Annotated in this window: 13 protein-coding genes; 5 read left to right on the forward strand and 8 right to left on the reverse strand. The window is 63.8% G+C overall.

The window, feature by feature from the left end; genetic code table 11:
• The first annotated feature begins 35 nt into the window (after positions 1–35).
• The gene (locus JQ575_RS44475; protein ID WP_312015905.1) at positions 36–1301 is read left to right on the forward strand and encodes a DUF898 family protein; all 1266 of its coding nucleotides are present in this window, start codon (positions 36–38) and stop codon (positions 1299–1301) included.
• Positions 1187–1882: a M48 family metallopeptidase gene (locus JQ575_RS44480; protein WP_312015906.1), complete on the forward strand. Its 696-nt coding sequence runs from the start codon at positions 1187–1189 to the stop codon at positions 1880–1882. Before JQ575_RS44475 ends, JQ575_RS44480 begins: the two co-directional genes overlap by 115 nt.
• A 21-nt stretch (positions 1883–1903) precedes the next feature.
• Here JQ575_RS44480 and JQ575_RS08675 read toward each other — a convergent pair whose 3' ends face one another.
• Entirely contained in the window at positions 1904–2902 is a 999-nt protein-coding gene (locus JQ575_RS08675; RefSeq protein ID WP_212032789.1) for a LysR family transcriptional regulator, read from the reverse strand.
• Between the two features lie 234 nt (positions 2903–3136).
• Between JQ575_RS08675 and JQ575_RS08680 the strand changes: the two genes are divergently transcribed.
• Positions 3137–4063: a tripartite tricarboxylate transporter substrate binding protein gene (locus JQ575_RS08680; protein ID WP_212032790.1), complete on the forward strand. Its 927-nt coding sequence runs from the start codon at positions 3137–3139 to the stop codon at positions 4061–4063.
• Positions 4064–4076: 13 nt separating this feature from the next.
• Positions 4077–4919, forward strand: coding sequence for an alpha/beta fold hydrolase (locus JQ575_RS08685; protein WP_212032791.1), 843 nt, complete (start codon positions 4077–4079; stop codon positions 4917–4919).
• A gap of 74 nt (positions 4920–4993) precedes the next feature.
• On the opposite strand, the gene JQ575_RS08690 is transcribed toward JQ575_RS08685, so the two are convergent.
• From JQ575_RS08690 to JQ575_RS08720, 7 genes are all read right to left on the reverse strand, one after another.
• The gene (locus JQ575_RS08690; protein ID WP_212032792.1) at positions 4994–5320 is read right to left on the reverse strand and encodes a GcrA family cell cycle regulator; all 327 of its coding nucleotides are present in this window, start codon (positions 5318–5320) and stop codon (positions 4994–4996) included.
• A 38-nt stretch (positions 5321–5358) separates the two neighbouring features.
• Positions 5359–5535 (reverse strand): hypothetical protein, encoded by a 177-nt coding sequence (locus tag JQ575_RS08695; protein ID WP_212032793.1) that lies wholly within the window; start codon positions 5533–5535, stop codon positions 5359–5361.
• Between the two features lie 227 nt (positions 5536–5762).
• The gene (locus JQ575_RS08700) at positions 5763–6146 is read right to left on the reverse strand and encodes a GYD domain-containing protein (protein WP_212032794.1); all 384 of its coding nucleotides are present in this window, start codon (positions 6144–6146) and stop codon (positions 5763–5765) included.
• Positions 6147–6217: 71 nt separating this feature from the next.
• Positions 6218–7387 carry a trans-acting enoyl reductase family protein gene (locus JQ575_RS08705; RefSeq protein ID WP_212032795.1) on the reverse strand — a complete coding sequence of 390 codons (1170 nt, stop codon included), beginning with the start codon at positions 7385–7387 and terminating at the stop codon, positions 6218–6220.
• A gap of 327 nt (positions 7388–7714) precedes the next feature.
• Positions 7715–8494: a DUF2927 domain-containing protein gene (locus tag JQ575_RS08710; RefSeq protein WP_249166525.1), complete on the reverse strand. Its 780-nt coding sequence runs from the start codon at positions 8492–8494 to the stop codon at positions 7715–7717.
• Between the two features lie 163 nt (positions 8495–8657).
• The gene (locus tag JQ575_RS08715) at positions 8658–9239 is read right to left on the reverse strand and encodes a L,D-transpeptidase (RefSeq protein WP_212032797.1); all 582 of its coding nucleotides are present in this window, start codon (positions 9237–9239) and stop codon (positions 8658–8660) included.
• Positions 9236–9463, reverse strand: a complete 228-nt coding sequence (locus tag JQ575_RS08720; protein WP_212032798.1) for a hypothetical protein — start codon at positions 9461–9463, stop codon at positions 9236–9238. Before JQ575_RS08720 ends, JQ575_RS08715 begins: the two co-directional genes overlap by 4 nt.
• Here JQ575_RS08720 and JQ575_RS08725 point away from each other — a divergent pair.
• Positions 9462–11006 (forward strand): acetolactate synthase large subunit, encoded by a 1545-nt coding sequence (locus JQ575_RS08725; RefSeq protein WP_212032799.1) that lies wholly within the window; start codon positions 9462–9464, stop codon positions 11004–11006. The genes JQ575_RS08720 and JQ575_RS08725 overlap by 2 nt on opposite strands.
• Positions 11007–11043 lie beyond the last annotated feature (37 nt).

An 11043-nucleotide genomic window follows, 5' to 3' on the forward strand; every position in this document is an offset into this window, starting at 1 on the left:
ATCCGATTTGTTGCCCGCTGCCCTGGAGTTGACCCGTGAACGAGATGAGTTGGACCCCGCTCGGGCCGCCATCGCTGCCGCCGCTGCCGAAACCGCCGCCGATGCCGGTGGGGTTTTCCGGCAAGCGTGATGAATTCTTTCATCTGGTGAAGCGCGGCGCCGGGCTGGAATTGGTCACGCTGGGCTTCTACCGCTTCTGGCTCACCACCGACATCCGCCGTCATCTCTGGAGCAATACCCAGATCGACGGCGACGGCGCCGAATATACCGGCCGGGGCCGGGAATTGCTGATCGGGTTCCTGGTTGCCCTCGCGATCCTGGTGCCGATCTATCTGGCCTACTTTCTCGCCGGCCTCGAAGCCGAGCATTACAAGGCGTTTGCCAGCATTCCGCTGGTCGCATTCTTCTATCTGTTCGGACAGTTCGCGATCTTTCGCGCCCGCCGCTATCGCCTGACGCGCACGGTGTGGCGCGGCGCTCGGTTCTGGATGAGTGGCTCGGGCTGGATCTATGCCTTGCAGGCGTCGCTGTGGGGCATGCTGTCGATGGTGACCTTCGGCCTGGCGCCGCCCTGGCGCACGGCGGCGCTCGAGCGCTACAAGATGCGCCATTCATACTATGGCGATCTGCAGGGGAAGTTCGAGGGAAGCGGCTGGGAATTCTTCAAGCGCGGCTGGTGGCTGTGGTTGCTGGCGCCGATGGCGTTCCTGATGCCGCTGTTCGCACCCTTCATCTACGGCGCGTTCAAGGCGGTCGAATGGCGCTGGTGGCTGTCCGGCATCCGGATCGGCGGCGTGCGCCTGGAATCGGAATTGCCACGCAGCCGGCTGATCGGCCTGTACTGGAAGGTGGTCGGCTGGATCGTCGTGCTCGGTCTGGTTTTCTCGGTCTACCTCGCAGCTGCCACGGCACTGGTTGCCAGCATGAGCGGCGAGGGAATTGGCGAGTTCTTCAAGTCGCAGGAATCTTCTCAGAGCATCCTGTTGCTGGTGTTTGCTGGCCTCGGCTACCTGGTGTTCGCACTGGCGCTCAACGTCGTGATCCGCGTTGCGCAACGCTGGATGAGAACACGCCGGGCCGCCGCGGTGTCGCCGCGATCGTCGGCTGGTCGCTCGCCGCCACGGTTTCGATCATCGCGGTGGTATTGTTCGGTGTCCCGCTCGCCGCCGATCGTTTGGCGCCGCTGGTGCCGGAGGCTTTCGAACGGCGGCTCGGTGAGGCCGCCGAAAGTCAGGTCAAGACGATCTTCGACGCCAAGGTCTGCGACAATGCGGCCGGACAAAAAGCCTTCGTCAAGCTGATGACCGCGATACGCGAATCCGCCGGGATGGATACGGCCGTTCAATCCAGCGTGCTGTCGTCGTCGGTGCCCAATGCCTTCGCGCTGCCGGGCGGCAGGGTTTACATGTTCAACGGATTGCTGGCGAAGGCCGAGAACGCCGACGAGATCGCAGGCGTGCTGGCGCACGAACTCGGCCACCACAAGCATCGCGACAACATGCGGGGCTTGATCCGCGACGGCGGCACGGCGTTTCTGGTCGGGTTGCTGTTCGGCGACATCACGGGCTCCGGCGCCCTGATCTTTGCTTCAAAGACGCTGGTCACCTCGTCCCATTCGCGCGAGGCCGAGCAGGATGCCGACGGCTTCTCGATCGACGTCATGCACCGCCTGGGCCGGCCGACCAAGCCGATGGGCGAGTTGCTCGTCCGCGTCACCGGCAAGGGAGGCAAGGGCCTCTCCATCATCTCCAGCCATCCGATGAGCGAGGATCGGCTGGCGCGGATGACCCGGGAAGACCGGCCGGCCAGCAAGCCGCCGCTGCTGACGCCGGAGGAATGGCAGGCGCTGAAATCGATCTGCGATTCCGATGGCAAGATCTGACGGCTAATTCGGCGGGGCTGGCTATCTTCGCGCGCTTTTCCGTGACCTTGGCGCGGCCACCGGCGCGGGCAGGGCGTTGGTCGGCTTCAAATCCCACACCGCCTGCATGGCCGAGAAGGCGTGCGAAATCACCGGCTCGTGCCGCCGCGATGTCAGGCAGGCAAAGCTGAGGTCGCAGGTCACCGTCACTTTGTCGGCGATCACGAAGTTCCGCTTGCGGGTGATGCGATCGAGGGTGCAGTCGCGCGCGAGACTGAGGCAGATGCCGGATTCGACGAAGTCGATCATGGCCTCTTCCTGGTCGGCATAGGCGACGCGCTTCGGCAGCGAGCCCATCGGGCGGAAGATGTTGTCGAGCAGGCGCCGATGCGCCGAGTGCGGCGGCGTCGCGAGCCACGGCAGGCCGATCAGGTCGGGCCAGTCCTTGCCGACCACCCGGTCGCTCCATTCCGCTGGGGCAATCACCCGGTACGGGTAGCTCATCAACGGGGCGAGCTGGTACTTTCCGTCGTCGATGTGGCGCTCGGAGAAGCTCGGGAACGACAGGGATTCGTCAGGCGTGGCGTCGACATAATATCCGACGTCGAGGTCGCCCCTGCCGATCTGCGCCAGCACGTCGTCGCTCATGCCGTAGCGCAGGAAAACTTCGGTCTGTTTCAAGGAAGTGGCGAGGCTCCGCACGAACGGTCCAAGCCGGATGAACTCGGGATCCAGGATCGTGCCGACCCGAAGCGATCCCCGTACCGACTCGCGCAGGGAATCCGCCATCGTCTTGAAGTCCGACGAGGCCGATATCGCCTTGTGCGCCAGCGGCAGCAGGGCGGCGCCGGCTTCGGTCAGGGTAAAGCCGCCCGGTGTCCGGTTGAAAAGCAGCAGGCCGGTACTTTCCTCCAGCCCTTTTAGCTGCAAACTGACGGCCGGCTGGGTCAGGTTCAGCAAACTGGCCGCGCGCGACACAACGCCCTCGCGCGCTACGGTAATAAAGCAGCGCAGGGCCTGGGTACGGGGAAGGTCATTCATTTGAAAAGCTTATACCAGATTTCCTTTAACTCATTAGACAAGATTTGCTGCCGCAAGTCACAAGTATTCGTAGACAAAACCCAGCGTTGTCGCTGGCCGAAACCCAGATCACAGCGCTGGCTGGCAATTGGGGAGGGCAAGACGGAGAAATTCGCCGACATGATGTGGTGGCCCTGGTCGCGCCGCTTCGCCAGGCCGGCCCGAATCGGCGCGGCAGCCGTAATAGCTGCCCTCATGGCCGGCGTAGTTTCGCCGGCGTCGGCCGACAACTATCCCGAACGGCCGGTTCAACTGGTGGTGCCCGCCGGGCCCGGCAGCAGCACCGACACCATCATGCGGTCGCTGGCCCAGGTCGCCGCGCCGATGCTCGGCCAGCCGATCGTGATCCTGAACAAGCCCGGCGCCAGCGGCACCATCGGCGTCGGCTTTGTGACGAAGTCCGATCCGGACGGCTACACCATCGGCGGGGTGCCGAGCGGCGCCATCACCATGGCGCCGCATGTTGCGGCGCAAAGCTTCCAGCAGGCCGACTACCGCATTGTCGCGATGGTCACGCAGGCTGCCGGCGTGCTCTGCGTCCACCCGGATTTTCCGGCGAAGAACGCTACCGAGTTCCTCGCCGAGCTAAAGAACAACCCCGACAAATACACCTATGGTTCGGACGGCGTCGGCGCCTTCGTGCAGTTTTCGACCGCGCGGATTTTTCAACCCCAGGGCATCCGCCAGCGGATCATCCCCTTTACCGGCGCCGACCAGACCGTAACGGCCTTCCTTGCGCGCACCATCGACATCTATGGCGGCGCCATCGCCTCGATCGCGCAGTTTGTCGCCGAAGGAAAAGCAAAGTGCCTGCTGCTGACCACGGCGCGGCGCTTTCCGACGCTGCCCGATGTCGAAAGCCTTGATGACGTCAAGATGGCGCCATCCCAGACATTGCTGTGGCGCGCGGTCATCGCGCCGCGCGACATCCCTCAGGATCGCTTTGAAAAACTGCGCGACGTTCTGACCCGGGCGGCGCAAAGCCCCGAATTCAAGACGATGGCGGCCAAGCGGGGCGAGGAGGTCTGGGTGATCAGCGCCGAAGACGCCGCCAAATACGCGCAAAGCGAATTCGTCCAGATGGAGCAGCTCGCCAGAGAGCTGCGTCTGAAACCGAACTGACGGGAGCGCCGCCATGCCGACCGTCAAAGCCGGTGACGGCACACCGTTGCACTACGCGGTTCACGACTATGCCGACCGCTGGCGCAAGGCCGAGACCATCATCCTGATCCACGGCTTCGCCCGCTCGGGCGAGTTCTGGTTCAACATGGTGCCGTATCTGGCGCGGTTCTACCGCGTGATCTGTCCTGATTTGCGCGGGCTCGGACAATCCACGCCGCTGAACGATCCGGCGCACGCGCTCTCGCTTGCCGCCTACATCGGGGACATCGAGGCGGTGGCCGATCACGCGGGCGCATCGAATTTCCATCTGGTCGGGGAGGCGATCGGCGGCGCCATCACGCTGATTTTCGCCGCCGAACGGCCGCAGCGCCTGCGTACGCTGTCGGTGCTGGCGCCGGCGGTGTGGGCCAATGACTGGATTCGCAACGCCTATGCGGTCGGCTTTCCAAGCTGGGTCGAGGCCATCAGGGCGCTCGGCGTCGAGGGCTGGGTGCGCAAGTCGAACACGCTGGCGCGGTTTCCGGTCGGTTTCGATCCCGCCTTCATGGATTGGTACGCCAGGGAAGTCGGGAAGGCCGACGTCGATGTCGTCGCCGCGATGGTTGAGTTCGCCGGCTCCGTCGACGCCAGGCCTTATCTGCAGAAGATCAAGGCTCCGACGCTCGCGCTCTATCCGACCGGCAGCAATATCTCGTCCGCCGATCAGGAAGCCGCGCTGCGCGACAACATCGCCTCCGTGCGCGTGACGCATCTCGACACACCCTACGCGATGCTCGGGATGCTGCAGCCGCGGGCCTGCGCCGAACAGATCCTGAGTTTTGCGGCAGATCATGACGGGATTGTTTGCCGGGAATAGCCGCTTCGCCAAGGAAACCGTTCGAACTGAACGAGGACCGGAGGCAGTGCCGCAACGAGGTCGCGGTGAACGGGCTAGCCCGTATTCCTGACCGCGTCAGCAAGCATCGCGTAAAGCTGGCTCTTGCTGAATTTCTTGGGTTGTCTCCCTACTGCCTTCCGCGACACCTTCTTTGCCACCGGGTGGGCACAGGCCGCCAATAACGCCGGCCCTCGTTTCGGGACCGGCCTTATCTTGGGTTTTGCTGTTGGCGACTTGTGACCACGCTTCAGGCCCAGACGAGTTAGCCTGCCGCAGACCGCGTTACGACTACACGCGAGACGACGCGCGATCTGGCTGGCGCTCTGTCCAGCCGCCCAGAGTTTTTTGAGCAGTGCTACGTCTTTTGCATCCCAACTCATGGGAGATACTCTACACCGGCTGCCAACGACAGGCCAGTCTAGTCGTCGTCCGGCTCGCGCACGACCGCCGGTTCGTCGGCATCGTCCTCCTCCTCTTCCTCTTCGTCCTCTTCGTCTTCATCAGGATCTCGGGGCGGCACCGCGTTGTCCATGGTCACGAAGGGACTCCAGTGGATCAACCTGGTGGAAAGTTCCTCTGAGATGTGTTGCTTCATGTTGTTGCTCCTCGGGTGCGGGCCCCAAGTGATTATACCCCCTCTGCTCAGGTTTCCGAATGAGGTTTGCGCCAACACACCGTCTGCGGGCGCGGACATTCCTTTCGAGTTGCATTAGCGATCAGCCCACGCTCGGCCTGACAGGGCCGCGCCGGCCACGCTTATAGCCGCCGACATTTTGTTGGCTTCGTGGTGCAAGCGGTATCGCGCATCCCGGAATTTGGTAGTCAAGCCTGACCGATCTCATGCTCCGAATCGATCCCTACTCCGTAGTAATCGGCTCGGCCCGCCGATCTGAATTTCAGAGTAAGCTCACCTGCCCGCTGGAAGGCCTTCGTCGTATCGCTCGCCGTGAGCGCCACGGTAGTTGTTATGTCCGAAAGGCTTCCGCCAGCCGCGGCGGCAAGCACCGCTGAAATCATCGTGGGCTCATCCGGTGCTTCAGCTATGATCAGCCAATCGTAGGGCCCCAAAGTCAGATACCAACTGATCAGCCGGCCACCGGCGGCCGCAAACAACTCGGCGACCGCCTCGGAGCGGTCCTCCGGTTTCGCAGACATCCGTTTGATGGCCGCGGCGGTGTAACGACCTTGAGAAACGTAAATCGTCATGCTGGTCTCCTCCGCTTTTGCTGGTTACGATCCACGTCGTCCGGCACGCCGCTGCAGTTCTGGACGCTACCTCAATGCGCGCTGAAGGTGAGGCCGGCGCGCTCGCTCAGGCGCTTGCGCAATGCCGGACCCATCAGCGCGCCCGGCGTCCAGATGCCACCCTCGCCCTGCACGTCGCGTACGAGACAGAGAGCGCTCTCGGCGATCATCTTGCTGGTCGAGCCGTAGCCCGGATCGCGGTCGCCCGTGATTACCGCTTCGACCCGTCCACCATCCGGCAGCTCGCCCAGGAACAGGATGTCGTAGAGGCCCTTCTCGCGCGCTTCCCGGGTCGGGCCTGCGCCGGGTTTGAGACCGCCGGTCGCGACCAGGGAAATCATCGTGGCGAACGTCTCCGTCGTCACGCGGGCGAGTTCCCCAAATCCCGGCGCGACCATCATCTCGTCGTAAACGAAGTCCTTGCCATAGGGATGACCCAGCAGGAAATTCGTGCGGTGCACGTTCTTGGTGTTGATCGGCGCCATGGGGAACGGCACGAGCAACACGTTCATGCGCGGGTCGAATTCGGGGACCAGGCCCGACGGCTGAGACGGCCCGGTGAATCCCGGCGTCAACGCGAAGGGATCGTTCAGCAGCCGGATCAGGGCCGGGTCGCGCGCGGCGGCGGCCAACGTCGCCCGAGCGCTCGCTGCGGTGCCGCCAGACATGCCGCCTCTCACGTTGCGCAGGCGGGCTTTGACCCGGCGCGCCGGGCGTCCGAATTTCTCGCGCGCCTTCTCCTGCAACGTGAGCACGCCGAGATCGAACGGGATGGAATCGAAGCCGCAGGAAAAGACGATGCGCGCCCCGGTCCGTTTCGCCTCTTCGTGATGGGCGTCGATCATGCGCCGCATCCAGGCAGGTTCGCCGCACAGATCAACGTACGCCGTGCCCGTGGCCGCGCAGGCCGCCACAAGCTCGGGACCGTGGAGCTGATAAGGCCCGACCGTCGTGATAATCACGGCTGCACGCTCGCACATCGAACGTAGGCTGGCCGGCTCAGCGGCATCCGCCTTCACCAGAGGCAAACTGTCCGGTGCGCCGATGTCGGCACGCACCTTCTGGAGCTTGTCGGTCGAGCGTCCCGCAATCGCCCAGGACGGGGCATCGTCGCCGCGATAGGACGCCGCCAGATATTCGGCGATGAGACGGCCGGTGTAACCCGTCGCACCATAGACGATGAGGTCGAAGTCCCGCTTCACGACGTTGGTCCTCCTGGAGATCCGGGAGAGCTATCTTCTGATCCGTTTGCAATCGCAGGACACGAGGACGCTCAGCACGAGCAGCAAAACGTCCCATCGCGTTTGACGGAGGATACCACAGTTCCTGCCTTGGGGAGCGCAACGTCCGTTTGGGGGGCAATGTCGGAAGTTGGGCCGATAGGGGCCGATCAGGTCCGCCTTGGATCATTCGCGTCATTTTGACAGTCTGGCCACGACCACCGCTCTTCCCCTCGAAGCGGGCATCGCAACGGCGGCATCGGAAGGATAGGAAGTTCGCGGAGGTCAACGCCGTGATCGCGATGGATTTCACTCCGGCAGATTATTCACCTTGCGCACCCATGCACGGACGTCGGCGAGCACGTCGGGCAAGATCGCCCTGACGTCCTCCACGGTCATGCCGGCCTTGATCCGGGGATCGTAGAGCAGGTTGAGCAGGTACTGGTCGTAGACGCCGAAATAACCCATCGACACATTGTCGTTGAACATGGTCCAGGGCACGGTCGGGGTGTCGTTGATCGGGCCGAGCGATTGCAGCAATTCCTCATAGGCGCAATCGAAGAAGACAAAGTCGCCATTGTCGACGGTGAGGATCACGTCGGAATGCTCGATCTCGAACCTTTCGTTCTTGCGAAAGCCGCTCAGGCATTGCGGGTCGAGCGAGGAGCGAATCTCGCGCGCCCGTTCGCTGCCGTAGAAGGTTATGATGGTGCGGTTGAGGTCGCGGTCGCGCACCAGCTTGACCAGCACATTGGCATCGTCGTTGTTCGCGGCCATCGCGATATCCAGGTGCTGAACCCGTGCCGCGATGTCGGCGACGATCTTGGCGAGCTGGGCCTTGCGGTCGGCGCGGGTGCCGTCGGCGAACACCCGCACCGGCGCTTCGTATTTCCGGATGCGGTCGACGCGGCCGGCAAGGTGATACTCGGCGCCGAACGCGACCTTGAAGAAGCCTTCGATGATCTCGCTGTCGGTGAATATCTTCTTCTGGGCGCGCTGACGCTGGGTGACGGAGGGATCCCCGGCCAACGCCGCGGCGGGCAGCAACACTTCGCCGAGGGCTACGGCAGCCAGAGCGGCTGCGAGCATTCGCGGGAATCGAGGCCGGCCAATTGCGCTCATTATGGCGCGACGCTGCCGCAATCGGCGCGTGCGCGCAAGACTTGTTCACGCCTGGCGAGGCTGGTTCAGGTCAACAAGTCTTGTTCGCGCGTCAAGGCAGACGCCGCCGGTTCCCTGACGCTGGATGCGGCTAGTTCTTGACGATCACCGTGGTGCCGACCGAGACGCGGCTATAGAGATCGGTCACATCGTCATTGGTCATGCGGAAGCAGCCGGACGATACCGCCTGTCCGATGGTCTCGGGCTCGTTCGATCCGTGGATGCGGTACAGCGTCGATCCCAGATACATCGCGCGGGCGCCGAGCGGATTGTCGATGCCGCCTTTCATGTGCCGCGGCAGATCGGGCCGCCGCGCCAGCATCTGCGACGGCGGGGTCCAGCTCGGCCATTCCTTCTTCGCCGTGATGCGGTGGGTTCCGCTCCAGCGGAAGCCGTCGCGGCCGACGCCGATGCCGTATTGCAGCGCCTGGCCGTTGCCGGTCACGAGATACAGCCGGCGCTCGGCGGTGTTGATGTAGATCGTACCCGGGGCATAGTTGCCCGCAAAGTTCACGGTCTGCCGCCTGATCGGGCTCGATCCGCCGCGGAAGTCCGGGCCGCCGCCAAAGATGCCGCGCGAGTCGAAGAAGCCCCCGAAGTCCTGGGCTTGCGCCTGGCCGACACCGGCCAGCACCGTCAACGCCGCAAATAACAAAGTCAAAACCCGGGTCATTTTTCTTCCTCGTGAAAAATCAGAATATGCAGCGAGACAGGCCATAACTGCCGCGGTTTCGCAAGCAAAGAGCCCGTGAGCGCGCCATTTTCGGACGCGGCGGTTAAAAAAGGCAACACATCGGAGGCGATGGCTGCATTGTCGGCTAAACCTTTGACGAAACGGGTGAACAATGATTGATCTTGGGCCGTCTTGAGATCAATCGCGAACGGGGGCGAGACCATGAACGGTGCGGAAAGTCTGGTGCGGACATTGGTCGCGGGCGGCGTCGACGTCTGCTTCACCAACCCCGGCACCTCGGAGATGCATTTTGTCGCCGCGCTGGACAAGGTCCCGGGCATGCGTTGCGTGCTCGGCCTGTTCGAAGGCGTGGTGACGGGGGCGGCCGACGGCTATTTCCGCATGAAGGGCACCCCGGCCTCGACGCTGCTGCATCTCGGCCCCGGGCTCGCCAATGGTCTTGCCAATCTGCACAACGCCAAGAAGGCCAATTCCGGCGTCGTCAACATCGTCGGCCAGCATGCCACCTACCACATCGAATACAATGCGCCGCTGACCTCCGACATCGAGGGCCTGGCACGGCCGATGTCGTCCTGGGTTCGGACTTCGCCGGACGCGAAATCGGTCGCCCGTGACGGCGCTGCCGCCATCGCCGCGGCGAGCGGGGCGCCGCCGCAGATCGCAACCTTGATCCTGCCGGCCGACACCGCCTGGAACGAAGCCGACGGCGTGGCCGAAGTCCCGGTGGAATCGCAGCGTCAGAGCTACTCCCCGCAGGCCGTCGAGAAGGCGGCAAAGGTGCTGCGCGGAGGCGAACAGACCTTGCTGTTGATGACCGGCAGCGCGGTGACGGAGAAGGGGCTGGCGCTGGCCGCGCAAATCGCCGGCAAGACCGGCTGCAGGGTGATGGGCCCGCTGGCCAGTCCGCGAATGGCGCGCGGCCGCGGGCGGTTTTCGATCGATCGGGTGCCTTACGTGATCGAAGCGGCGCAAGCGGCGCTGAAGGGTTTTCGGCACATCGTGCTGGTCGAAGCCAACGATCCCGTGGCGTTTTTCGCCTATCCGAACAAGCCCAGCCTGCTCAAGCCTGAGGGGTGCGAGGTCCATCGCATGACTTCGAGCGGCGAGAATTCGGTCGCGGCGCTGGAGGCGCTGGCGTCCGCGCTGGGCGCCAAGCCGGCGGACGTGAAGCCGCAGACCCATGTCGAACTCGTCAAGCCGACCGGCGCCCTGAACCATGCCTCGATTGCCCAGGCGATCGCCATGGCTATTCCGGAAAATGCTATCGTCGTCGACGAATCCGTCACCACAGGGCGAGCATTCTTTCCGGTGATGGCGGCCGGCGCCCCGCACGACTGGATCCAGAATCTGGGCGGCTCGATCGGATATTCCACGCCGGTCGCGACCGGCGCCGCGATCGCCTGCCCGGACCGCAAGGTGATCTGCATGGTCGGCGACGGCAGCGCGATGTATACGCTGCAATCGCTGTGGACCCAGGCGCGCGAAGGCCTCAACGTCGTCACGATCGTGTTCGCTAATCGCATCTACCAGATATTGCGTGGCGAATTCGACGGCGTCGGCGCCGGCGAGCCGGGACAGCGTGCGCTCGACATGCTCAAGATCGACCGCCCGACCATCGACTTCGTCGGGCTCTCCAAGGGCATGGGCGTGCCAGCCCGTGCGGTCGACAATGTCGACGATTTCGTCAAGGCGCTGGCGGAAGCCGTCGCCGAGCCGGGGCCGCGGTTGATCGAAGTGCAGATGTGACGGCTTCCAAAGCCGTCATTCGAATGACGGAAGGTCG

Origin of the sequence: Bradyrhizobium sp. JYMT SZCCT0428, assembly GCF_018131075.1 — a bacterium.
Lineage (GTDB): Bacteria > Pseudomonadota > Alphaproteobacteria > Rhizobiales > Xanthobacteraceae > Bradyrhizobium.

Excerpts from the sequence above, each read along its gene's own strand:
- JQ575_RS08700 (WP_212032794.1), bottom strand. The coding sequence starts at position 6,146 with ATGACGATTTACGTTTCTCAAGGTCGTTACACCGCCGCGGCCATCAAA.
- JQ575_RS08725 (WP_212032799.1), top strand. The coding sequence starts at position 9,462 with ATGAACGGTGCGGAAAGTCTGGTGCGGACATTGGTCGCGGGCGGCGTC.
- JQ575_RS08690 (WP_212032792.1), bottom strand. The coding sequence starts at position 5,320 with ATGAGTTGGGATGCAAAAGACGTAGCACTGCTCAAAAAACTCTGGGCG.
- JQ575_RS08695 (WP_212032793.1), bottom strand. The coding sequence starts at position 5,535 with ATGAAGCAACACATCTCAGAGGAACTTTCCACCAGGTTGATCCACTGG.
- JQ575_RS08680 (WP_212032790.1), top strand. The coding sequence starts at position 3,137 with ATGGCCGGCGTAGTTTCGCCGGCGTCGGCCGACAACTATCCCGAACGG.
- JQ575_RS08720 (WP_212032798.1), bottom strand. The coding sequence starts at position 9,463 with ATGGTCTCGCCCCCGTTCGCGATTGATCTCAAGACGGCCCAAGATCAA.
- JQ575_RS08715 (WP_212032797.1), bottom strand. The coding sequence starts at position 9,239 with ATGACCCGGGTTTTGACTTTGTTATTTGCGGCGTTGACGGTGCTGGCC.
- JQ575_RS08685 (WP_212032791.1), top strand. The coding sequence starts at position 4,077 with ATGCCGACCGTCAAAGCCGGTGACGGCACACCGTTGCACTACGCGGTT.
- JQ575_RS08675 (WP_212032789.1), bottom strand. The coding sequence starts at position 2,902 with ATGAATGACCTTCCCCGTACCCAGGCCCTGCGCTGCTTTATTACCGTA.
- JQ575_RS08710 (WP_249166525.1), bottom strand. The coding sequence starts at position 8,494 with ATGCTCGCAGCCGCTCTGGCTGCCGTAGCCCTCGGCGAAGTGTTGCTG.